Origin of the sequence: Hymenobacter terricola (genome assembly GCF_017921975.2) — a bacterium.
Classification (GTDB): domain Bacteria; phylum Bacteroidota; class Bacteroidia; order Cytophagales; family Hymenobacteraceae; genus Hymenobacter; species Hymenobacter terricola.
Map to the genome: position 1 here is coordinate 586,542 of NZ_JAGEMO020000001.1, position 24,284 is coordinate 610,825.

Annotated in this window: 17 protein-coding genes; 14 read left to right on the forward strand and 3 right to left on the reverse strand. The window is 61.2% G+C overall.

The features are described 5' to 3' along the window. Positions 1–13: 13 nt before the first annotated feature. Both porM and porN read left to right on the forward strand, forming a co-directional pair. Positions 14–1,594: a type IX secretion system motor protein PorM/GldM gene (gene porM, locus J4G38_RS02270; RefSeq protein ID WP_210518160.1), complete on the forward strand. Its 1,581-nt coding sequence runs from the start codon at positions 14–16 to the stop codon at positions 1,592–1,594. 59 nt (positions 1,595–1,653) lie between these two features. After that, a complete protein-coding gene (porN, locus tag J4G38_RS02275; protein WP_210518162.1) occupies positions 1,654–2,625 on the forward strand; it encodes a type IX secretion system ring subunit PorN/GldN in 972 nt (323 codons plus the stop codon). Between the two features lie 110 nt (positions 2,626–2,735). Here porN and uvrC read toward each other — a convergent pair whose 3' ends face one another. From uvrC to porW, 3 genes are all read right to left on the reverse strand, one after another. Next, positions 2,736–4,571: an excinuclease ABC subunit UvrC gene (gene uvrC, locus J4G38_RS02280; protein WP_210518164.1), complete on the reverse strand. Its 1,836-nt coding sequence runs from the start codon at positions 4,569–4,571 to the stop codon at positions 2,736–2,738. 181 nt (positions 4,572–4,752) lie between these two features. Continuing rightward, the gene (locus J4G38_RS02285) at positions 4,753–7,092 is read right to left on the reverse strand and encodes a penicillin-binding protein 1A (RefSeq protein ID WP_317198168.1); all 2,340 of its coding nucleotides are present in this window, start codon (positions 7,090–7,092) and stop codon (positions 4,753–4,755) included. An 84-nt stretch (positions 7,093–7,176) separates the two neighbouring features. Then, positions 7,177–10,227 (reverse strand): type IX secretion system periplasmic lipoprotein PorW/SprE, encoded by a 3,051-nt coding sequence (gene porW / locus J4G38_RS02290; RefSeq protein WP_210518165.1) that lies wholly within the window; start codon positions 10,225–10,227, stop codon positions 7,177–7,179. Positions 10,228–10,433: 206 nt separating this feature from the next. On the opposite strand from porW, the gene J4G38_RS02295 reads away from it, so the two are divergent. The 12 genes from J4G38_RS02295 to J4G38_RS02350 all read left to right on the forward strand — a co-directional run bounded on the left by J4G38_RS02295 (position 10,434) and on the right by J4G38_RS02350 (position 24,039). Next, positions 10,434–10,661 (forward strand): AtpZ/AtpI family protein, encoded by a 228-nt coding sequence (locus J4G38_RS02295; RefSeq protein WP_210518167.1) that lies wholly within the window; start codon positions 10,434–10,436, stop codon positions 10,659–10,661. A gap of 5 nt (positions 10,662–10,666) precedes the next feature. Continuing rightward, positions 10,667–11,062, forward strand: a complete 396-nt coding sequence (locus J4G38_RS02300; RefSeq protein ID WP_210518169.1) for a hypothetical protein — start codon at positions 10,667–10,669, stop codon at positions 11,060–11,062. 86 nt (positions 11,063–11,148) lie between these two features. Next, positions 11,149–12,183 (forward strand): F0F1 ATP synthase subunit A, encoded by a 1,035-nt coding sequence (gene atpB, locus J4G38_RS02305; protein ID WP_317198169.1) that lies wholly within the window; start codon positions 11,149–11,151, stop codon positions 12,181–12,183. A gap of 89 nt (positions 12,184–12,272) precedes the next feature. Next, positions 12,273–12,545, forward strand: coding sequence for an ATP synthase F0 subunit C (gene atpE / locus J4G38_RS02310; RefSeq protein WP_191007053.1), 273 nt, complete (start codon positions 12,273–12,275; stop codon positions 12,543–12,545). Between the two features lie 95 nt (positions 12,546–12,640). Then, positions 12,641–13,135, forward strand: a complete 495-nt coding sequence (locus J4G38_RS02315; RefSeq protein WP_210518174.1) for a F0F1 ATP synthase subunit B — start codon at positions 12,641–12,643, stop codon at positions 13,133–13,135. Between the two features lie 96 nt (positions 13,136–13,231). After that, entirely contained in the window at positions 13,232–13,792 is a 561-nt protein-coding gene (atpH, locus tag J4G38_RS02320; protein WP_210518176.1) for an ATP synthase F1 subunit delta, read from the forward strand. A gap of 107 nt (positions 13,793–13,899) precedes the next feature. Then, positions 13,900–15,483, forward strand: coding sequence for a F0F1 ATP synthase subunit alpha (gene atpA, locus J4G38_RS02325; protein ID WP_210518178.1), 1,584 nt, complete (start codon positions 13,900–13,902; stop codon positions 15,481–15,483). Between the two features lie 63 nt (positions 15,484–15,546). After that, entirely contained in the window at positions 15,547–16,431 is an 885-nt protein-coding gene (atpG, locus tag J4G38_RS02330) for an ATP synthase F1 subunit gamma (protein WP_210518180.1), read from the forward strand. A 243-nt stretch (positions 16,432–16,674) separates the two neighbouring features. Next, positions 16,675–17,028 (forward strand): T9SS type A sorting domain-containing protein, encoded by a 354-nt coding sequence (locus tag J4G38_RS02335; RefSeq protein ID WP_210518182.1) that lies wholly within the window; start codon positions 16,675–16,677, stop codon positions 17,026–17,028. Between the two features lie 111 nt (positions 17,029–17,139). Beyond that, positions 17,140–18,699, forward strand: a complete 1,560-nt coding sequence (locus J4G38_RS02340; RefSeq protein WP_210518184.1) for an FG-GAP-like repeat-containing protein — start codon at positions 17,140–17,142, stop codon at positions 18,697–18,699. Between the two features lie 105 nt (positions 18,700–18,804). Beyond that, a complete protein-coding gene (locus J4G38_RS02345) occupies positions 18,805–22,710 on the forward strand; it encodes a type IIG restriction enzyme/methyltransferase (RefSeq protein ID WP_210518186.1) in 3,906 nt (1,301 codons plus the stop codon). 708 nt (positions 22,711–23,418) lie between these two features. Next, entirely contained in the window at positions 23,419–24,039 is a 621-nt protein-coding gene (locus J4G38_RS02350) for a hypothetical protein (protein ID WP_210518188.1), read from the forward strand. Positions 24,040–24,284 lie beyond the last annotated feature (245 nt).

A 24,284-nucleotide genomic window follows, 5' to 3' on the forward strand; every position in this document is an offset into this window, starting at 1 on the left:
GAGGAAACAGATAATGGCAGGCGGAAAAGAAACCCCGCGGCAGAAGATGATTGGCATGATGTACCTCGTGCTAACCGCTCTTCTGGCGCTTCAAGTGAACTCAGCGATTCTGCTGAAGTTCAAATTTATCGACGATAGTCTTTTGGGCGTCAATGATAAGACCTCGGTGGCGGCCGACGGTACCATTGATGGCATTAAGACGGCAGTTACCAAGAACCAGAATCAAGCCCGTGACTTGGCCGTGTTGAAGCAGAGCGAAGAAATTCGCAGCAAGACGAAGGACATGGTTACCTACTTGCGTGAAATTCGGCAGCAACTGCTGAAGGTGACGGAAAACACTGGTCCGGAAATGACCAACCTGAGCGGTGAAGATAAGGTGGCTATCACCATGTTGGGTGGTAAGCGCAACGGGCTTGCTTACACCGGTCTGAAACCAAAGCTGAACGAATACTCTGACTTTATTAAGCAATACGTGCCGGAGGCTTCTCCGCTGGCTGTTGATGCGAAAGATGACAAGCGAGTAACCGAGAAATCGCAGAAAACCAAGGACTTTGCGGAACTCAACTTCGAGAATACTCCGGTTGTAGCTGCATTGGCCACCATCTCGCAAAAAGAGACGGAAGTGCTGAAGTACGAGGCGGAAGCGTTGTCCGCTCAGGCTCAGAAAGTAGGTGCTAAGTCGCTTGTGTTTGATAAAATTGGTGCTTTCGCAAGTGCCGAGTCGAACACGGTGGCAGCGGGCACCAAGTACAAAGCAGAGCTATTCCTGACTGCTTCGGCTTCGAGCATCCACCCGAGCATGACCTTGAACGGTTCTTCCCTGTCGGTAGGTCCTGATGGCCACGGCAAAGTGGAATTTACTGCTCGCCCGGGCAGCTTCGATGCTTCGGGTAATGCAAAGGCATCGTGGGAAGGACGGATTAAGTTCAACCAGAACGGCCGCGATACCACCTTCACAGTGAAAGTGCCTTACACTATCACTAAGCCAGTGATGCAGATTCAGTCGGCTTCGGTGCAGGCACTGTATTTCAAGTGCGGCAACAAGCTGAACGTTTCGGTGCCGGCACTGGGCGCGCAGTACAAGCCCAGCTTCTCGGCTTCCGGCGCGGCTGTGATGTCGGGTGCCAAAGTGGGTGATGTGACGCTCGTTCCTAACTCCCGTGAGGTAACGTTGAATGTGAGCAGCGGCGGCAACGCCATCGGCTCGCAGACGTTCCAGGTGCGTCCCATTCCGAAGCCTACGATTGAGGCTTTCGCAGGTGGCCGCCCGGTTAATGATAAACAAGGCACTCCTGGCACCGCGGTTCGCTCGTTTAGCCTGAAGGCTATTCCGGATGCTGGTTTCCTGACTTTCCTGCCGGATGATGCTAAGTTCCGGGTTTCCCGCTACGAGGTGACGCTGGTGCGTGGCAAACGCCCTGCTCTCCAGACCAAGACCATCAGCGGCCCGCAAGCTGACTTGAGCGACGTGGTAAATGCCTATCGCGAAGGCGACCGCCTCTATGTTGAAGTAAAAGACGTGCAGCGCCAGAACTTCCAAGGCAACGTTGAGCCCGTGAGTGTAACGCGCACTTTCAACATTCCATTGCTATAATATTTCGTGGCCTTGCTGCGTTAGTCAACTATCCTACAGCCAATTTGCTTTTGCCCGTTATGAAATCCATTCACACGTTGGCCGCCATTGCGGCAGGTTTGTCGCTATCGCTGACGGCGGCGGCCCAGGAGCAAGCCACCACGGCTAGCAGCACTGGTTCGCATCGGCCGATTCCGCCTTCCGACCAAATGTTCCGCAAGAGTATCTGGCGGCAGGTGGACCTGCGCGAGAAGCAGAACAAGCCGATGTTTTCGGAAGGCAAGGAAATTAGCCGGGTCATTCTCGATGCGGTGAAGCGTGGCGAGTTGCAGGCCTATAAGAATGATTCGCTCACGTCAACGTTCACTCCGGCGGAGGTTTCCAGCAACATGTCGTATGCTGACGAGACGGTGAAACTGAGCGATGAAGAAAAGGCGGCTGGTTTTAGCGAAAAGGACCTCGGCGGTGGAGGCGATGACTGGGGTGCTCCGGCTCCCAAAAAAGGAGCTACCAAAAAAATACCTAAGTTGGATGCTAAAGGCAAGCCAATGAAGGACAAAAAGGGCCGAGTAATTATGGTGAATGCCCCCGCGGCAGTTGCCGTTGTTGCTAAGCCCGCGCCCGCTGCGAACGAGTACCGCCCCAAGGACATCTATGAGATGGAATTGAAGGAGGATATGATTTTCGACAAAAAACGGTCGAGAATGTACCACGACATCAAAGCCATCACTTTGCTGGTTCCTTCAACGCTTGCTTCGAACGTATCGGGTATTGAGAAGACGATTGGTACTTTCAAGTACAGCGACCTGGTAAAGGTGTTCCGTAACAATCCGCAGAACGCCATCTGGTTCAACGCGGAGAACGACGCGCAGCATAAAAACCTTGCTGATGCCTTTGAGCTGTGGCTGTTCAACTCCTACATTACCAAAGTATCGAACGCGGGCGACAGCCGACTGGACGATATCTACGGTGGTGCTCAGCAGGGCATTTTGGCTGCTCAACAGACGGCCGCTGATTTGGTTGAGTACGAGTATAACCTGTGGTCTTTCTAGCGTCACGGAGTTAGCCGGATTATTCGGATTTCACAGATTGATTGTTTACAGAAAGGCCCTCGCAGTGATGCGAGGGCCTTTCTGCTTTTTTTCTTTATAATAGTTGGGAATTAGCTGGGTAGTTGCCGGGCGGGCATGGGGTGGGAAGGGGCTTCGTGCTGAGCGAAGTAGTCTTGAAGGACTTTGGCTTTGGCCTTGCCTACTTCGGCGATTAGCTCGGCCTCGGATAGTTCGCGAATTTTCTTGACGGACTTGAACTTGTTGAGGAGCTTGTCGGCGGTGACGGGGCCGAGGCCTTTGACGTCGGTGAGTTCGGTTTTGAGGGTGCCGGCGTCGCGGCGGGAGCGGTGGAAGGTGATGCCGAAACGGTGGACTTCGTCGCGCATGCGCTGGAAAAGGCGCAGGGACTCGCTCCGTTTGTCGATATAGATGGGCAGCGGGTCGTTGGGGACGTAGATTTCTTCGAGGCGCTTGGCGATGCCGATGATGGCAATCTGGCCCCAGAGGTTGAGGTCTTTCAGGGCTTTGACGGCCATACTGAGCTGGCCTTTGCCGCCGTCGACGATGACAAGCTGGGGAAGGCTGGCGCCTTCATCGACGAGGCGGCGGTAGCGGCGCGACACGACTTCGTACATGGAGTCGAAGTCGTTGGAGCCGATGACGGTTTTGATATGATAGTGGCGGTAGTCTTTTTTGCTGGGTTTGGAATTGCGGAAGCAGACCATCGCGGCCACGGGGTTATCGCCCTGGAAATTGGAGTTGTCGAAGCATTCGATGTGCTTGGGAAGCTCGGTAAGGCGCAAGTCCTTTTTGATGGTTTCCATGATGCGCACTTCGTTCACGTCCTTGCTCTTCTCGTTCATGCTTTCCTTCTCCTTGCGGGCGTAGAGCACGTTTTTGATGGCTAATTCGAGGAGCTTGCGCTTGTCGCCGATTTGGGGGACAGTGAGGGTGACGCCGGGCAGCGGGAGGTCGAGGAGGACGTTGGTGAGGATTTCCTTTGACTCGCTCTCGAACTCCTGGCGGAGCTGCATGACGAGAGGCGCGAGGATTTCGGCGTCTTCTTCGTCGAGCTTCTTGGTGACTTCGAGGGACTGGGTGAGGATAATGGAGCCGTTCATGACCTTGAGGTAGGTGATAAAGCCCGATTTCTCGTTGCTGGCGATGGCGAAGACGTCGATGTTGGTGAGCGTGTCGGAAACGATGGTGGACTTCGCCTGGAAGTCTTCCAGCCTATCGAGCTTGACTTTGAACTGATGGGCCAGCTCGTACTGCATTTCCTGGGCGGCGGCGCTCATGCGCTCGCGGAAATACTGCTTGGGGATGCGCAGGTCGCCGTTGAGAATGTTGCGGATTTGCTGGATGTAGGTGTTGTAGGTGGCTTCGTCTTCGCGGGCGATGCAGGGAGCGTTGCAGTTGCCGATTTGGAGTTCCAGGCAGGGCTTGAACTTCCCGGCTTCGACGTTTTGAGCGCTCAGGTTGTAGTTGCAGGTGCGGAGCGGGTACAGGGCCCGGATGAGCTCCAGCAGGACATTGAGGGACGTGCCGTTGGCGTAGGGGCCGTAATAGCGCGAGCCGTCGTTGATTTTGTTGCGGGTGGGGATGAGGCGGGGGAACCGCTCGTTGGTGAGGCAGAGGTAGGGGTAGGTTTTGCCGTCCTTCAGCAGGATGTTGTACTTGGGCTGGTGCTGCTTGATGAGGTTGTTTTCGAGCAAAAAAGCATCGGATTCGCTGTCCACGATGGTAAACTCCAGCCGCTTGATGTTGCGGACCAGCTGCTGGGTTTTCTTGTTGTGGTCGTTTTTGGTGAAGTAGCTGCTCACGCGCTTGCGCAGGTCGATGGCCTTGCCCACGTAGATGATGCCTTCGTCATCGAAATACTTGTACACGCCGGGCTTGTGGGGCAGGGCGTTGATGAGGGCTTGCAGTTCGGGGTTGGCGGCCATGAGGGCAGATTTAGACGGGTTTTGCGGGTTTCACGGCTTGGGCAAAGCCGGACGTTCGCGCATCAACCATAACGAAAGATGGCTGGCGAAAGTCGCCAGCCATTCTAAAATTCTGTTGGGAGCCCGGCGGCCTCCGGCAAGTCGGTAGGGGAGGCCGGGCAAAACATTAGGACGTTTGGGGCTAGATGTCCTTGTCGTCCAGGTCGGCGGGGTCGGGCGTGGCCATCTTTTGGTCGGCGGGGATGGTGTCGCGCTGGCCGCCGTAGTACTTCGAGCAGTCGATTTCGATGCTGAGCGGCGCCGCTGGTTTGGGGAAGGGGCCCGTGTTGATGCCGATGCTCTTGTCCTTATACACCTTCTGCATGAAGAGGCCGTAGAGGGGCAGGGCCTCGCGGGCACCCTGGCCGTAAGCCCCGGTGCGGAAGTGGATGCTGCGGTCTTCGCCGCCCACCCACATGCCGCACACCAGGTCGGGGGTGATGCCCATGAACCAAGCGTCGGAATAGTTGCTGGTGGTGCCGGTTTTGGCCCCGATTTCATACGGGAATTTGAAGCCCGTGTGCAGGATGGTGCTGGTGCCGCCGGGCTCGGTGGTGCTGGCCTGCAGCATGTAGGTCATCAGGTAGGCGGTTTCCTCACTGAGCACTTCCTTGGTTTGGGGCACGAATTCGCGCAGCACGTTGCCGTTCTTGTCCTCGATGCGGGTGACCATGATGGGCGAGGTCCACACGCCTTTGTTGACGAAGGTGGCGTAGGCCCCGCACAGCTCGTAGATGCTGCAATCGGAGGTGCCGAAGCCCATGGAGGGCACCGCATCGATGGGGGAGGTGATGCCGAGACGCTTGGCGTAGGTGACGATGGTTTCGGGCGTGAGCTTCATCACCAGCCACGCCGTAATGGAGTTCATGGAGCGGGCCAGGGCCTGGCGCAGGGTGAAGACACGGCCGGAGTAGCCGCCCTCGAAGTTGTGGGGGGTGTAGGCGGCGCGGCCGGCCACGGCGGGGAAGGTGGTGGCCACATCGGGCCGCGGGAAGCAGGGCGAATAGCCCTGATCGATGGCGGCCGTGTATACAATGGGCTTGAACGTGGAGCCCGGCTGGCGCTTGCCCTGCCGCACGTGGTCGAACTTGAAGAACTTGTAGTTGGGGCCACCTACCCAGGCCTTAATCTGGCCGTTGAGGGGGTTCATGGCCATGAAGCCGGCTTGCAGGTAGCGCTTGTAGTAGGCCAGCGAATCGAGCGGCGACATGAGCATTTCCTTCTCGCCCTGCCAGGTGAATACCGGCATCTTGTACTTCTTGTGCAGGTAGTAGTTCACCGAGTCGCGGTTGCCCTCGTAGATGTTCATCAGCGACTTGTAGCGCTGGGTGCGGCGCATGGAGTTGTTGAGGAAGTTGGGGATGACCTTGCCGGTTTCGTCGCGCCATGGCAGTTGGCCCTTCCAGTGAGCGGTGAACCACTTCTGCTGCAAAGCGAGGTGCTCGGCCACCGATTTCTCGGCGTATTCCTGCATCCGGGAATCCACGGTGGTGTAGATTTTCAGTCCGTCGGAGTACAGGTCGTGGTCGGTTTCCCTGGCCCAGGCCAGCAGCGACTTCACCACCTCGGCCCGGAAGTAAGGGGCCAGTCCCTTGCTGGGGTTCTCCACGGAGTAGTGCAGCACAATGGCTTTGCCGGTATCCTGGGCCAGCTCAGCGTCGGTGATGTAGTTCGACTTGGCCATCTGGCGCAGCACCCAGTTGCGGCGCATCTTGGAGCGCACGGGGTGCAGCACGGGACTAAAGCGGCCGGGCGCGTTCACGATGCCCACCAGCGTGGCGGCCTCGGGCGTGCTTAGCTCCTTGGGCTTCTTGTTGAAGAAGGTTTTGGTGGCGGTGTTGATACCGAAGGAATTAGAGCCATACTCCACCGTGTTGAGGTACATGCGCATGATTTCGCGCTTGGTGTAGTTGCGCTCCAGACGGATGGCCAGAATCCACTCCTTGGTTTTGGTGATGAGCAGGCCCAGTTTGCCGGTGCCGTTCAGGGAGCCATCGTTGAGGTCGCCGCGGGTGCGGAACAGCACCTTGGCCACCTGCTGGGTGAGGGTGGAGCCGCCGCCGTTGTGGCTGAAGGTGAGCACGCCGGTCACGGCCCGCATCACGCTCTTGGCATCAATGCCGGAGTGCTGCTCGAAGCGCACGTCTTCGGTGGCAATCAGGGCGTCAATCAGGTTCTGGGGCAGGTCTTTGAACTCGACGGGGGTGCGGTTTTCGTGGAAGTACTTGCCCAGCAGCACGCCATCGGCCGAATAGATTTCCGAAGCCAGCTCCGAACGCGGGTTCTCCAGCGTTTTCAGGTTGGGCATGCGCCCGAACAGGTTCAGGAAGTTGCCGCTCACGGCCAGCACAAACAGGCCCAGCCCCAGCACGCCGGCCCCGAATAGCAGCCACATGGTACGAACAAAGGCCGTGAACCGCCCCTTGCGCTCCGGTTTCAGGGGCATCGGCTTGGGACGGCGGGCGGGGGAGGAGGTCGGCATAAGTAGCAAAGACGGAAATAATTCAGCAAAAATAAAGCCCCCGGCGCGGGCCGGAGGCTTTCGGGCGTTTCGGGCCCGAAAAACTCATTTGTACACGCGCTGGTAAAAACTCAAATACCCGGCCAAATCACCGGAAGATTGCAGCAGTGCAAGGTTTTCCAGGCTGATAACCAGGGTTTGATAGCCGGCCCCGCGCAGCCGGGCCAGCGGCGACTGCGGCCCGCGCAGCTTGGTGGCGTAGCTCTGGGCCACCTTGGCACCCGGCAGCGCCCGCACCACAAACAAGTCCTGGTCGGTCCCGAGCGTCGGGGTTTCGATTTGCAGGTTGTTGGCCCGGAAAAACCGGTTGTTGTAGGTGCCCAGCTGCGTAGCCAAATCCGTAGCCGCCGGCGAGCTTTTGGGGAATACCAGCACCACCGCGTGGGCCCCGCTCAGCTGCGTAACGTAGGCCGTGGCCGGGGCCGAAGACGCCGTGCTGGCCCCCGCCGTGGTGGGCGTAGGGCTGCCCCCAACTGGCGAAGGCGCCGGAGTAGTGGCCGACGCGGCACCGGGCGCTCCCACCACGGGCGCCGGAGCCGGAGCGCCCGGCGCTGCGCTTGGAGGGGCTGTTTTAGTTGTCGGGGCGGGGCCAGCCGAGCCACTGGGTACTACCGCTTCCGGCTTGGTGGCGGCTTTGGGCGCGGGCGTGGCGGGAGCCGGCACCGGCACCGGTGCGCCCAATGCCTTCGCCGGGCTCTCATCTTCCCGGTAGAAAATGCGCAGGCGGTTGTCGACCTCGCCGGGGCGAAATATCGATACCACAGGCTTTTCGGTCGATGCCAGCGCGCCGGTTATCTGCCCCGTTTCCTGCTTCTTGTAGGTGTCAACCATCGCCTGGGCCTTGAGCACCAGCGGGCTATTGGGGTAGTCCTGGTAAAACTTTTCGATGGACGAGCGCGCCGTGAGCGGCGGCTGCGTGCGGATGACGAGCAGCGTTTTCAGGTAAGCCACCCGGTCGTTCAGGTCACTCTTGGGGTACAGCTTTTCGGTACGGGCCAGCACCGCTGAAGCTTTCCGAAATTCCTGATTTTTGTAGTAGAGGAAAGCTGAGTCGACGCGGCTGGCCACGGCGTTGTGCAGGGCCTGCTCGTGCTCGCGGTAGAGCGGGTCCGCAATCAGCTTGGCGTAGATAGACGTCGGGAACTCGCGCTGGAGCGCCGCCGCGTACTGCGCCATTTTGGCGGCGTCGGGCTTGTCTTTGTTGTAGAGATAGAGCAGGTAGTAAGCATCGGGGGCGTGTTCGCCGCGCACGTAGCGGGTCACCTGCTTGTCGTAGGTGTCGAAGCCTTTTTCGCGCTCTTTCAGCTGCTCTTTGTAGATGCCGGCCAACTCGTACAGCGCCGCTTCCACCTGCTTATCCGATGCCTGTAGCTGCGCCGGAGTAAAGGGAATGTCCTTGCGGTATTGCGCCACCAAGGCATTTTTCTCGGCGTCGGGGTTGGCCGCTGCGGCAGTCGCGGCCGAATCGGGCCGGCCACCGTTCACCCGCGTCTGGCCGTTGCCGGTGATGGCCACGGGCACGCCGCCATTGGCCTGCGCATTGGGCGAGCTGCTGGCCTGGCGGCTGGTGCGCCAGTTGTCCTGCAATTGCCGGTCGCCAAACTTGCGGATGAAATCGGCGCGCGCCGTACCCAAAGTGGCCGGATTATCAAAATACCACACCCCGGCCGAGGCCGTAGCGGTGGGGTCAAAAGACAGCGGGTCGACGGCACTGGCCCCACCGAGCAAAGAGCTGGGGGCGCTGCTTTGCGGCCGCGCAGCAAATTCGGCTGCCTGGGCCTGCGTTTTTTGCTGCGCGGCCAGCCGGGCGGCCTCCTTCTTTTTGGCCACAATCTCCGCCTCAGCATACACGCCCAGCTGCTGGTCCAGCGCGTCTTTGCTCAGCTTGGCCAGGGCCTGCAGGCTGTCCTGCGTTTCAATGATGGTGTATTGCTTGGCGAAATCTTTCAGAATGTCACTGCGCTCCTTGATGGCGATGTAGTTGCGGGCGTCTTTGGCCAGGTTCTGCACCGTGCTGTCGTAGTAGGCCGCCGCGAGGCGGTATTTCTGCAGGTTTTCGTAGTAGATGCGGCCTGCCAATAGGTAAGTGTAGCTCTTTTGCAGCCGGTTGGTGGTGGTGGCTTTGATGGACTGGCGCAGCAGTTTCAGCGCTTCCGGGTAGTTCTTTTCGCGGTAGTTCAGCCGCGCCATCTCGTAGTAAATTTTGTCGCGGTAGTCCTTATTCTTCAGGTCTTTCAGCAAGCCTGCGAAGTTCTTGTCCAGCCGTGCCCGGTCCTGCGTGCTCAGGTCCGACACCTGCGCCATCATCAGCTTGGACTGAAAATCAAGCTCATACGGCGGATTGCGGGCCAGAATCTGGTCGAGCTGGTCGTAGGCCTTCTTGTTATCGCCCGCATCCTGGTAGAGCTGCGCCAGAATATAGCGCGTCCGCGACCGTTCGTTCTTGAATTCAATCAGCGGAATGGCCTTTTCCAGCTGCGGAATGGCTTTGGCCGGCTCGTCGATTCGGATGTAATAGTCGGCGCGGGTCAGGAACAGCTGGCGGGCATCCTGCGGCAGGCCGGTTTCCTTGTCCAGCAAGTCCGACACCGCTTTGGCATTCTCAAACTCGCCCTTCGCCACGAAGGTGCGCATCAGTCCAATCAAGGCTTCGTGCTGAGCATTAGCGTCCTTGCTGGTCGAGTTGACGTACTTAAATGTCAGGGCCGCGTCATCGAACTGCATCTGGTAAAACCGCGCCCAGCCCACCAGTACGTAAGCATCATCAGTCCAGTCGGAACCCGGCCGGTGCTGAATCGGCATCGAAGCCTTTTTGATGATGTCGTTCAACTCGGCCCGGCTGGCGCGCACGGTGCCGCTGTCCAGCGTCGGAAACAGGGGCAGCGTCTGGTTGTAGTCGTTCACGCGGCCGGCGTAGAGCTTGTCTTCCGTGGCGTGCAGCTTCTCGCGGGCCAGAAAGTACGCGTTGTCGCGCGCCGCTACGTTGTTGAACGCGTGCGATACCAGGTTTTTATCCGACGCGCAGCCCGCCGCGCCCAGCCCCAGCAGGAAGACGAGCAGCGCGGCCCAGCGATGTATCAGCAGATGGTGTGTCAAAGCCAAGAGAAAGGATGAAAGCAAGCCGTCGCGCCCGGAACGCCCAACGCGCCCCGAAATGTTCGCACACGCCGGTTGGCTAACGTAGCCGGAAGGGTAAAATTACGTTTTTTCATTTCAGCCAGCGCTTTCCCGTGTCATGTTGGCGCGTTTGCCCGGATTTTGCCCGTTACCTTGCCGTCATTGTCCCTTATTTCCCACCCGCCATGTCGCCCGAAAAGCCCAAGACCGATTCTTCCGCCGACCAGGCCAGCAACGTGGCCAAATACTCCGGCATTGCCTTCACCATGCTGGCCATCATTGGCCTTAGCGCCTGGTTTGGTACTTGGCTCGATGGCCACTACCACAACAAAACGCCTTATTACACAGTAAGTTTGATGCTGGTAGGCCTGTTTGTGGCGCTCTACCAAGTCATTCGCTCGCTGACCAAATAATTCTAATGCCCCGATTCCTGCTGCACTTAGCTTTATTTACGCTTGCCCTGGCCGCCATTATCTACCTGTTGGGCGCGCAGTTCGGCCCGCACATCATCCACCCCTACACCGGGCGCGTGCTGCTGCTGTTGGCGGTGCTCACGGGCGGCACGTACTACCTCACCGCCCGCGTCACGGCCCTCAAGCAGGATTACTTTATCGCCGCTTATTTCGGTGGGGTCGTGCTGCGGTTTCTGGGGTCAGTGTTGGTGCTGGGCATCTACTTATACCGGGCCGGCGGGGGGCGCGACCAGGGCACCGCGAGCCTGCTTATTGCCTTCTTCGTCCTGTACTTTTTGTATGCTGGGTTTGAAATTTGGGCTATCCTTAGTAACTTGCGCCCGTTTTCAAAATCAGGGTAATTGGAGTTCCGGCCCCTTTCGCCGCCTTCGCCCCTAAGTCTGACTGAATGAAGCATTTACTGCTCGCCCTCTGTTTTCTCCTCACTTTGCCTTCATTTGCTCAGCAGCCCGAAACGGCTGTTGCTGAAGGAGCCAAGTCGGAAAATTTCGACCCCGGCAAAGTCATCATGGAGCACGTTGCCGACAACCATGAATGGCACTTCGCCACGCTGGGTGACGAGCACACGGGGACCCACATCACCCTGCCGCTGCCCGTTATTGCTTACCAGCCTGCGCACGGCCTATCGGTGTTTTCGTCCAGCAAGCTGCACGACTCCGAAACCCATACCTACGGCACCGTCAAGCTGGAGGAGAGCAAGCTCGTCAGCACCGACGGCACCCCACTTTACGATTTTTCCATCACCAAGAACGTGGCCTCGCTCATGCTGAGCTGCCTGATTCTGATTCTGATTTTCCGGACCGTAGCCAGTGGCTACAGCACCCGCAAGGGCGGTGCGCCCAAAGGGGTGCAGTCCATGCTGGAGCCCATCGTCCTGTTCATTCGCGACGAAGTGGCCAAGAAAAGCATCGGCCCCAAGTACGAGCGCTACATGCCGTACCTGCTCACCATCTTCTTCTTCATCTGGTTCAACAACCTGCTGGGTCTCACGCCCGGCGCGGCCAACCTGAGCGGCAACATCACCGTGACGTTTATGCTGGCCGTGGCCACGCTGCTCATCACCCTGTTCAGCTCGAACAAGTACTACTGGGGCCACATCTTCCGCCCGCCGGGCGTGCCGCTGTTGTTGTTGCCCATCATCGTGCCGGTTGAGATTGCGGGCATTTTCATCAAGCCGATTTCGCTGATGGTTCGTCTGTTTGCCAACATCACGGCCGGGCACATCATTGTTCTGAGCTTCATCAGCCTGATATTCCTGTTCAAGGCGGCCACCGTAGGCGTCGTTGCTATTCCTTTCGCGCTGTTCATCAGCTTACTGGAACTGCTGGTGGCCTTGCTGCAGGCGTACATATTCACGCTGCTGTCGGCCATGTACATCGGCGGTGCGGTGGAAGACCACCACGATTCCGACTTCCAGATGGGCTACGACGACGGCTCGGAAGGTGCCCCGGCCGCCCACTAATTCACGTTTTTCCTGCGAACTCACGGCGCTCCTCCCCCCAGTCGTGACTAGCTGACTTTCAATTTTTCTTTTTTCTTTTTTCCAAGTTTATGCTTCTTTCTTTGTTCTTGCAGGCTGTGGCCGCAGTAGCTGGCAACGGTAACAACCTCGCTGTAATGGGTGCCTGTATTGGTGCTGGTCTGGTGGCCCTGGGTGCTGGTGTTGGTATCGGCCGCATCGGCGGTAGCGCCATGGACGCCATTGGCCGCCAGCCCGATGCTTCGGGTAAAATCCAGACGGTAATGCTGATTGCCGCTGCTCTTATCGAAGGTCTGGCCCTGTTCGCAGTGGTAGTCTGCCTGCTGGTGAGCTTCAAGCTGTAGAAGTAGCCGCTACAAGTTCGGCAGCCCGCTGGCGCGTCCGCCCCTCGCGGCGCGGCGCGGGCTGCTTTTCTTTTCACTGCTAACCTACTGATTCGATGGACTTAATCACCCCCCAATTAGGCCTGCTGTTTTGGCAGACAATCCTATTTTTACTCCTCCTCTTCGTCCTGACCAAGTTCGCCTGGAAGCCCATTATGGCCGGGCTGCGTGAGCGGGAAGACAGCATCGAAAGCGCCCTGCGCATGGCCGACCAGGCCAAAATCGAGATGCAGCAGCTGAAAGCCGGCAACGAAAAATTGCTCGCCGACGCCCGCCAGGAGCGCGACCGCATGATGCAGGAAGCCCAGGTTATGGTCAACCAATTCCGCGAAACGGAAAAGACCAAAGCCGTGGAAGAAGCCAACCGCATCACGCAGCAAGCCCGCGAAGCCATTCAGACCGAGAAGAACGCCGCGCTGGCCGAGGTGAAAAATACCGCCGCCCAGCTGTCGGTTGACATCGCCGAGCGCATCCTGCGCCGCGAATTGAGCGAGCCGGCCGCTCAAACGCAGCTGGTGGATTCGTATTTGAAAGACGTTAAATTGAATTAGTTGCTGGTTGTTAGTTGTCGGTTGATGGGTCGTGCAAACGGCTATAACCAACGGACCTGACAACTAACAACAACCAACTGACAACTAAAACATACTATGGCTGACCAACGAGTAGCGGCCCGCTACGCCAAGTCGCTCCTCGACTTGGGCAAGGAGATGGGCACCCTGGATTCGGTGAAGGCGGACATGGACTTGCTCGGCAAGACCGTGGCCGAAAGCCGTGAGCTTCGCCTGTTGCTGCGCAACCCGATTGTGAAGCACGACAAGAAGCTCGCCATCCTCACTGCCATTTTCAAGGGCAAGGTGTCGGACGTTACCATGCGCTTCTTCACCATCCTCACCCAGAAAAACCGGGAGTCGGCGCTGGAAGGAATGGGCACCGAGTTTCAGGTGCAGTACAATGCCATGCAGGGCATCCAGATGGCCGAGGTGACCTCGGCTACGCCACTCACGCCGGCCTCGCGGGCTGAGATGGAGAAGCTGGTGACCGAGCAAACCGGCCTGACTCAGGTGAAACTCACCGAGAAAGTGGACGCGGACCTCATCGGTGGCTTCGTGCTGCGGGTGGGCGATATCCAGATTGATGATTCGGTGCGCACCAGCCTACGGAAGATGCGCATCTCTTTGCAGGAAAATACTTATCAACAGAAGGTGTGATGAGGTCTTTGGTGATGAGGTAATGATGTGACCGGCCGCCGGTTTTTTTATTACTTACCTCATTACCCCATCACTCCATTACCTCATCACATTAGATTCCCAAATAAATGGCAGAAGTACGTCCGGATGAAGTCTCCGCAATCCTGCGGCAGCAACTGTCCAATTTCAAGTCCGAAGCCGAGCTGGAAGAAGTCGGCACCGTGTTGCAAGTGGGCGACGGTGTGGCCCGCATCTACGGGCTGAGCAAAGCCCAGGCGGGCGAACTGATTGAGTTTGAGAATGGCCTGCAAGGCCTCGTCCTCAACCTCGAAGAAGACAACGTGGGCGCGGTACTGCTCGGCGACTATTCCGGTATTCAGGAAGGCGCCACGGTGAAGCGCACCCGCAAAATTGCCTCCATCCAGGTGGGCGAAGGCATTGTGGGCCGCGTGGTAAACACCCTCGGCAAGCCGATTGACGGCCGTGGCCCCATCACCGGCGAGCTGTACGAAATGCCGTTGGAGCGCAAGGCGCCCGGCGTAATTTTCCGTCAGCCGGTGACTGAGCCCATGCAAACCGGCATCAAGTCGATTGACGCGATGATTCCGATTGGCCGGGGCCAGCGCGAGCTGATTATCGGTGACCGCCAGACCGGCAAGTCGGCCGTGGCCATCGATACCATCCTGAACCAGCGCGAATTCTTCGAGCGCGGCGAGCCCGTGTTCTGCATTTACGTAGCTATCGGCCAGAAGGCTTCGACCATTGCCCAGGTGGTGCAGTCGCTGACCAAAGGCGGGGCCATGGATTACACGGTGGTGGTAGCTGCTCCGGCCGCCGACCCCGCGCCGCTGCAATTCTACGCGCCTTTCACGGGGGCCGCTATCGGTGAGTTCTTCCGCGACACGGGTCGTCCGGCCCTCGTGGTGTACGATGACTTGTCGAAGCAGGCGGTGGCTTACCGCGAGGTGTCGCTGCTGCTCCGTCGTCCTCCCGGACGTGAGGCTTATCCCGGCGACGTGTTCTACCTGCACAGCCGTTTGCTGGAGCGGGCTGCTAAAATCAACTCTTCGGACGAGATTGCGCGGAACATGAACGACCTGCCCGACAGCATCAAGCATCTGGTGAAAGGCGGCGGCTCGCTGACCGCCCTGCCCCTGATTGAGACGCAGGCTGGTGACGTTTCGGCATACATCCCGACCAACGTAATTTCGATTACGGACGGCCAGATTTTCCTCGAGACGAACTTGTTCAACTCGGGGGTTCGGCCGGCTATCAACGTAGGTATTTCGGTATCGCGCGTGGGTGGTAACGCCCAGATTAAGTCGATGAAGAAAGTGGCCGGTACGCTGAAACTCGACCAGGCCCAGTTCCGCGAGCTGGAAGCCTTCGCTAAGTTCGGCTCCGACCTTGATGCCTCGACCAAGCTCACCATCGAGCGCGGCCGTCGCAACCTGGAGATTCTGAAGCAGCCCCAGTTTTCGCCCGTGAAGGTGGAAGACCAGGTGGCCATCATCTACGCTTCGACCAACGGCCTGCTGGATACCGTGCCCGTGAACCGCGTGCGCGAATTCGAGAAGGAGTTTGGCCAGGTGATGAACTCGCGCTACCCCGACGTGTTGAAAGCCCTGAAGGCTGGCAAACTGGAGGACAGCGCCACCAAGGCCATCCGCGAGGTAGCCAAGGACGTGGCGGCGAGCTACGCGGTGAAGTAGTCAAGTAAGAAAAGGACGTCATGCTGCGCTGCGCGCTGCATGACGTTCAATTAACCGTTATCAATGGCAAGCTTAAAAGAAGTCCGCAGCCGCATTCAGTCGGTGAGCAGCACGCAGCAGATTACCAAAGCCATGAAAATGGTGGCGGCGGCCAAGCTGCGTCGGGCCCAGGACAACATCATCCGGATGCGGCCTTATGCCCAGCGGCTGAACACCATTCTGGCCAACCTGACCCGCACGGCCGATGCCGACATCGTGAGCGATTACGGCGTGGCCCGCGAGGTGCGCAAGGTGCTGGTCATCGCCATCACCTCGGACCGGGGCCTGGCGGGCGCGTTCAACTCGAACGTGTTTAAGGGCGTGAATGCGCTGATTGCGGAGCGGTATGCCAAGCTGCCGGCCACCAGCATTTCGGTGCTGGCCATTGGCAAGAAGGCGCACGACTACTACACCCGCAAGGGCAGCGTCGTGGGCAACTTCACCCACGTCTTCGCCAAGCTCTCGTTTGAGACGGTGCGCGAGGCGGCCGAGGTGGCCATGGACGGCTTCCGCAACGGCACCTACGATGAGGTGGTGATGGTGTACAACGAGTTCAAGAACGTGGCGACGCAGTTTATCCGCGCCGAGCAGCTGCTGCCGCTGGTGCCGGCCGCGTTGCCCGCTTCGGCGACGCCCACGGCCAACGTGGACTACCTGTTCGAGCCCAACAAGGAAGAAATCGTGCGGACCCTGATTCCGCAGTCGCTGAAGATTCAGCTCTACAAGGCGGTGCTGGAAAGCAACGCCTCGGAGCACGGCGCGCGCATGACGGCCATGGACAAAGCCACCGACAACGCCGGTGAGCTGCTCAAAGCCCTCAAGCTGACGTACAACCGGACGCGGCAAGCGGCCATCACGACCGAGATTCTCGAAATCGTGGGCGGGGCTGAGGCGCTGGCGGCGGGATAATTCCTGGTTTCCTACACAATTTTAAAGGCCCCCTTCCGTTGGAAGGGGGCCTTTTTTATGCGGAACAGGCCAACGCTGACGCCGGCTTTCGAGTAAGCGGGATGGCGGGGTGGCGCTGACGGACGGGCGAACGAGGCAACTGAGCTGACCAGCAACAACACCAGAACGGAGCACCTGACGGGGGGAGGCGGCGGCGCTGGCTCCCGGTGGCCCCGGCTTTATGTTATACTTCCTATCCAGACTATGAGAAATATCGTGTTTTCGCCCCGCATGGGCCTATTGGTGGTCCCGGTACTGCTGGAACTGTGGGGGCCGGCGGCCAGTGCCCAGGACCTGGCCCCGCTAACCGACGTGAGCGTGTACCCCAACCCGGCCCACATCCGGGCGACGGTGCAGGTGCCGGCGGTGCCGGGCATGGAGACAGCCACCGTGACGCTGACGGACGCGCTGGGGGCCACCGTGTTTGAGCAGCCGGTGAGCCTGACCGAGGCCGGCGGCACGGCCGAAGTCCCGCTGCTGGGCCGCGCCCCCGGCCTGTACCGGGTGCAGGTGCGGGCCGGGGAGCAGCGCGTGGCCCGGACCCTGAAGGTGGAGTAGGCCGGGAGGGCATCAAGGGTGCCAATCGATTGGAAGGGGCCCGCGTATGTTTGTGGGGCGATGCCTGCCGGAGGAGGCAGGGCATCTGCGGCTACCGGCTCTCCTTTTCTTATGGTGTTGAAACTCTACTCCTGCCTGGCGGGGGCAGCCGGAGGGCTGCTCTGGCTGGCTCCCTTCGCGTCGGCGCTGGCCCAGGGGCCTGCCATCGTTACCATCAGCCCGGCGGCCAATGCCCGGGCGGTGCCCCGCAATGCCTCCGTGGTGGCCACGTTCAGCCAGCCGCTGACGGCCGCTTCGGCCGGGGCGCTCAAGGTGTTCAGCAGGCAACGCGGGGGGCTGCGGGGCGGGGGTCTGGCCGCGGTGGCCGGCAATACCCTCACGTTTGCCCCGACTGCCTACGACTTCCGGCCGGGCGAAACGGTGCAGTACACCGTGACTACGGCCGTTGCCGGTGCTGGCGGGGCAGGCGGCGCATTGGGCCCGGCCCGGGTGGGGCAGTTCACCACGGCGGCGCGGGTATCCGCGGGGCAGTTTGGGACGGGGGCCGACCCGAGCGTAGACACGCAGCCATTCAGCAGCGCCCTGGGCGACATCGATGCCGACGGCGACCTGGACCTGGTGGTGGCCAACGGGATGAGTGGCCAGGTAAGCATTCGCAGCAACAACGGCCGGGGCACGTTCAGCGGCTCGCAGGCCCTGACCGTGGGCGGCAGCCCGGGCGGCGATGTGGCCCTGGCCGACGTGGACGGCGACGGCGACCTCGACCTGCTCAAAGCCGACCAGGGCATGGGCTTCTTTGGCGGGACGGTGTACGTGCGTCTCAACAACGGCCTGGGCACTTTCAGCGGCTCGCAGAGCGTGACCGTGGGCCGGGGCCCCGTGGTGCTGGCCATCGGCGACGTGGATGGCGACGGCGACCTGGACTTTGCCGTGACCAGCTCCTCTACGTCCAGCATCAGCATCCGGCTGAACGACGGGGCGGGCAACTTCTCGGGGAGCCAGAGCGTGGCCGTGGGCACTACGCCCTGGTCGGTGGCCCTGGCCGACCTCGACCACGACGGCGACCTCGACCTGGTGGCCACGAACTATGGTGACAACACCGTGAGCGTCCGCCTCAACGACGGGAGCGGAGTATTCAGTGGTTTTCAGGACCTGGCCACGGGCACCAGCCCCATCAGCCTGACCCTGGGCGACGTGGACGGCGACGGCGACGCAGACCTGCTGGTGCCCAACTACGGCAGCAACACGGTGGACCTGCGCCTCAACAACGGCACCGGCACCTTTGGCAGCGCGCAGACCGTGGCCGTAGGCAGCGCACCCGGCGATATCAGCCTGGGCGACGTGGATGCCGACGGCGACCTCGATTTTGTGGTCACCAACTTCAATGCCGGCACGGCGAGCGTGCGCCTGAACGGCGGCACCGGCCCGCTGGCTACCGCGCCCGGCACCGCGCCCGCCGTGCTGGCCGCCTACCCCAACCCCGCCACCGGTCGGGTGACGCTGGCCCTGCCGCCCGCCGCCACCCGCGCCGAGCTGCTCGATGCGCTGGGCCGCGTGGTGCGCTCGGTGCCCGCCCAGGCCGGTGCGGCCACGCTGGACGTGGCGGGGCTGGCCCCCGGCCTGTACGTGGTGCGGGCGGCCGGGCAGGTGGTCCACATTCAGGTAGAGTAGGGGCCGCCGGGCTCCGCCTGCCCCGCCACTGGCTGGCGCGCGTCGCAGACGTGTGCCAGCGGGAACCCCACGCCCCACGCCCGGCCCGCGCCTACATTTGCTCCCATGCTTCTACCCAGCCTCCTGACCCCTGACGCGGCCACTACCGCCCTGCGCCGCCTGCGCCCCACTCCCGAACAGCTTGCCGAATTCCGCGCCCATCTGGCGGAGATGCTCCGGCACCTCGACCCGAACAAGATTGAGCGGCACGGGGAAACCCACATTCTCGACTTCCTGCGCAGCGTGAGCCGGCCCACCGAGGGCGGCTCCCGCTACGGCAACGTACACAACAAGCGCGACCTGGTGCTGCACCTCGGCGACACGGCCGACTCGCCGGTGGCGGTGGTGCTGGAGGTGAAGGGGCCGAAGAACCCCAGCGAGATGCTGGCCCCCGACGACCTCAACCGCAAGGCCTTCCAGCAATTGCTGCTGTATTACCTGGAGGACCGCACCGACGAGCAGGCCGACGACTTCCGCCGCCTTATCATCACGACGGGCTACGAGTGGTACGTGTTCGATGCCGTGGACTTCAACCGGCTGTTCTGGAAGGACAAGGCGCTGGTGAAGGCGTTTCGGGACTGGAAGGCGGGGGCCAAGGCCGCCACCGATACCGACTTCTTCTACAAGTCCATTGCCGGCAAGAAGCTGGCCGCCCTCGAAGGCGAGCTGCGCGTGGCCTACGTGGACCTGCGCCCCGGCCTGCCCACCAAAGCCACCGAGGTGCTGGCTCTCTACCGCCTCTTTCACCCGGCCTACCTGCTGAAGGAGCCCCTCACCGGGCGGCGCGACCCCAACACCCTCAACCAGGAGTTCTACAACGAATTGCTGTATTTGATGGGGCTGAAGGAGGACAAGCAGGGCGGCCTGCGCCGCATTGGCCGCTGCCCCGAGGCCGAGCGGCAGCCCGGCTCCCTGCTCGAAAACACCCTGCGCAAGCTGCACACCGGCCACGGCCTCAACAACCTGCCGCTGGCCGAGCGCGCCCCCTACGGCGACACCCTGGAAGCCCAGTTGGAGGAAGTGGCCCTGGCCCTGTGCCTGATGTGGGTGAACCGCCTGCTGTTTCTCAAGCTGCTGGAGGGGCAGCTGGTGCGCTACCACGCGCCCGCCGACGCGGCCCACTTCCGCTTCCTGCACCCGGCCCGGCTCACCGACTACGACGAGGTGCTGACCCTGTTCTTTGAGGTGCTGAACCGCGCCCCCGCCGACCGCAGCCCGGACGTGCGCGCCGCCTTCCCCGAGGTGCCCTACCTCAACTCCTCCCTCTTCGAGCCCAGCCAGCTGGAGGGCTACACCTTCGACATCAGCGGGCTGCGCGATGGGCTGGGCCTGGCGCCCTACCCCGGCTCGGTGCTGCGCAAGGCGGGGGCGCCGGTGGTGCCCCCGGCCAAGGCCCACACCAGCGCCGCCCCGCAGTGGGCCGCGCTGCCCTACCTGCTGCACTTCCTCGACGCCTACGACTTTGCCACCGACCCCACCACCAGCCACGCGCCCGCCGCGCCCGGTGCCGATGCCGCCGCCGCTCCCGCCGCCCCCGCGCCCCGGCCGCTGCTCTCGGCCGCCGTGCTGGGGCTGGTGTTCGAAAAGATAAACGGCTACCGCGACGGCTCGTTCTACACCCCCGGCTTCGTGACCATGTACATGGCCCGCCAGACCCTGGGCCGCGCCGTGCTGCGCCACTTCGCCCAGGCCCCCGCCCTGGCCGAGCTGGCCGGCTGCGAAACCCTCGACGACTTGCAGGATGCCCTGATACCGGCCAAGCGCGCCCGCCGCCAGGAATACGCCGCCCACTTCAACACCCTCACCGTGCTGGACCCCGCCGTGGGCTCGGGCCACTTTCTGGTGAGTGCCCTCAACGAGCTGCTGGCCCTGAAATCGCGTCTCGGCCTGCTGCTCGACGACGACGGCGCGCGCCTGCCCTACTCCCTGGAGGTGGAGCACGACGAGCTGCTGGTGACCGATGCCGACGGCCTGCCCGCTCCCTACCGCGTGGCCACCTTCGATGCCGCCACCGGGCTGCGCACCGTGGGGCCGGAGCGCACCCGCCTGCAACGCGCCCTCTTCCGCGAGAAGCGCGCCCTGATGGAGCACGCCCTGTTCGGGGTCGACCTCAACCCCAACTCCGTCCGCATCTGCCGGCTGCGCCTGTGGATTGAGCTGCTCAAACACGCCTACTACAAGCCCGAAACCGACTTCCGCGAGCTTGAAACCCTGCCCAACCTCGACCTGAACGTGAAGCCCGGCAACTCGCTGCTGGCCCGCTTCGCCCTCGACGTGGACTTGTCGGAGGTGTTTAAGAAGGGCGGCTTCACGCTGAAGAAGTACAAGGAGGCCACCCACGAATACTTCGGCAGTCGGGGGCGCGAGGACAAGAATACCCTGCTGGGGTTCTTCCGGCAAATCAAGGAGCAGTTCACGGCCGTGCTGCACCTCAAGGACAAGAAGCGGGAGGACCTGCGCAAGTACCGCAACCAGCGCCTGGTCCTCGAAACCCAGGGCACGCTATTCGCGGGCAGCGCCAAAGAGCAGGACGCCCGGCAGTTCGACATGCGCCGCCTGGAGCTGCTGGCCGACAAGCTCGACGCCGAAATCCAGGCCCACGAGCAGGGTGCCCTCTTTCGGGAGGCCTTCGAGTGGCGCTTCGAGTTTCCGGAGGTGCTGGATGAGGCGGGGGCCTTTCGCGGCTTCGATGTGGTGATGGGCAACCCGCCCTATATCCGGCAGGAAGCCTTCACCGCCCTCAAGCCCCACCTCAAACAGCGCTTCGGCCACGTCTTTGCCGGCACGGCCGACCTCTACGTGTACTTCCTGCAACTCGGGGCCGAGCTGCTGGCCCCCGGCGGCGAGCTGTCCTACATCGTGCCCAACAAGTGGCTACGGGCCGGCTACGGGGCGGCCCTGCGCGGCTGGCTGGCCAGTGCCCAAACCCTGCTCGAATTCGTGGACTTCGGCGACTTGCCCGTGTTCCCCGAAGCCACCACCTACCCCGCCATCGTGGCCCTGCGCCAGGGCGCGCCCGCTGCGGAAAGCACCTTCCGCGCCGCTGCGTTGCCGAAGCTGCTGACTGCAAACTTCGATTCTTACGTGACAAGCCTAGTACGCACTGTTCATCAATCTTCATTAAAAACAGAAGGATGGAACATGGCTGATGCTGAAGCACAAGAGTTTTTAGATAAACTCCACGCTGTTGGTACACCACTCGGAGAGTATGTCAAAGGCGGAATTTATTACGGCATTAAAACTGGTTCAAATGAAGCTTTTGTAATCGATGGCGTTACTCGTGAGCTTCTTATTGCTAAAGACCCAAACTCAATCGAGATTATCAAGCCGTTCCTTGGAGGACGCGACATAAAGAGATACCAACAGCCTAAAGGCGACAAGTATTTACTGTTCATGCGCCGGGGTATCGACCCCGGTAAATATCCTGCGGTGATGGCGCATCTTGAGCAGTACCGCCAGAAGCTGGAGCCACGTCCTAAAAATCTAACGGGAAAAGAGGCTGCTGAATGGCCGGGCCGTAAGCCTGGTACATACAAGTGGTATGAAGTTCAAGACAGCATTGACTACTGGCAAGAGTTCGAGAAAGAGAAGATTATCTATCAGGTTTTTCAAGTGAAACCCGTATTCACTTTTGATAAGCATAACACCTATGTAAACAACGCCACTTATATAATACCAGGCAATGACTTGTTTCTTCTGGGCGTCCTCAACTCCAAGATAGGCTGGTTATTGATTGCTAATTATTGCACGGAGATTCAGAATGGGTATCAACTGATTTACGAATACTTCAAACGGATTCCCATCCCCGCCGCCACGGCTGCCGAGCAAGCGGCCATTGCCGCGCTGGTACAGCAGATTCTGGCCGCCAAAGCGGCCGACCCCGCCGCCGACACCGCCGCGCCCGAAGCGGCCGTCGATGCCGCCGTAGCCGCCCTCTACGGGGTGGCCCTGCCGGCCGGGGCCGGGCAGTAGCGCAAAGGTTTCAGTGCGCGGCCCCACGCCGTTAGCAGCTATTCTGACGGTGCGGGGCCGCGCACCGGAACCTTTGCGCTGTTGTGCTACCGCTTTGGCAGCCGGGCCGATTTATTTTCCCCAAACGTTTGCGGGGCCGGTCGCGGCAGGTATATTTGGTGCGTTGTCCTGGCATACCGGGCTTTGGCGCTGGCCGAAGTAGTGGTGGTCAGGGCATTGTCCTGGCTTGCTCTACCCGCGCCCGAATGTCTTTGCCCCGCCGTTTTTGTTGCGTCAGCACCTCGTGGCCGTTAGGGCCGGGCGGGCCGGGCAGTGCCCGGTTCGGGCCTGCTGGCGCCGGGCTTTTTCCTCCTTCTTTTGGGTTTACAGTCTACGCCGTCGGGTTAACCGGTCACGCCATCGGGTTAACCGGATGCGCTGTCGGGTTAACCGGTTACGCCGTCGGGTTAACCCGACGCGCCATCGGGTTAACCGGATGCGCCGTCGGGTTAACCGGATGCGCCATCTGGTTAGCCCGGCAGCGCAACCGGTTAAGCAGATACGCTGTCCGGTCAACCGGGTACGCTGTTGGGTTAACCCGAAATAGCCGGGAAGCGGGCCGATGGCCGCGCACGGACCACCGGGGGGCGGTATGGTGGCAAAAAACCCGGGTGCTTCGGGGCCGCGTGGCCCACTGCTTGGTTGTTTAATCCTTTTTATTTTGCCGTTATGTCCGCACATAGACTCAATACCAATTTCGATGCCGTTCTAAAGATGGACGTTGGCCCGCTGGCCCAGAACTGCCTCACCAACATGGTGAGCAATGCCCGCTACCCCGACGCCAGGCCCTTCACCGACACCCTGGGGCTGGCCCTCACGCCCTACCTGGCGGCGGCCAGCATCCAGCATCCCACGCCCACCCAAACGGCCGAGCTGGCCCAGCTCCGCACGGCCCTCAACGCCGCCCTGAGCGCCGTGGCCGTGATGGCCAACGCGCTGTTTCCCGACGATGATGCCGCCCTGCTTTCCACCGGCCTGCCCCTGGGCAAGGTGCCCGAGCGCCACACCACGCTGGAGGCACCTACCAAGTTCCAGCTCGTGGACGGGCCGCAGGCCGGCACGCTCTGCGCCAAGGCCAGGCGCTCGCCCCACGCCGTGGCCATGAAGTACCTCTACACCCTCGATGCCACCCTGCCCGACATGGAGTGGTACGTGGTGGTGGTGCGCGATGGCGACGCCCTCATCAGTCAGTGCAAGTCGGGCGACCGGGTGTACTGCAAGGTAGCCGCCGTGGGCGGCGACACCGATGCGCAGCCGTTTACGGACGTGCTGAGCCGGATAGTGCAGTAGGGGCGGGGCTTGCCCCCGCCCACCGGGCGCGCCGCCCGTGCCGGGCACCTCGCCCCCGGCCCCTCTCCCGCGGAGAGGGGAGCCTGACGTCATGCTGCGCATAACCGGTGCCTCCTCTCCACGGGAGAGGGGGACAGGGGGGGAGGCGCCGCCCCCGCGCCGCCCGCCGATACGACACCCCAGCAGCCCCCGTGCCCCCCGGCGCGGGGGCTTTTTGCGTGGTCGGGCGCCGGGTGCGGGCCGGC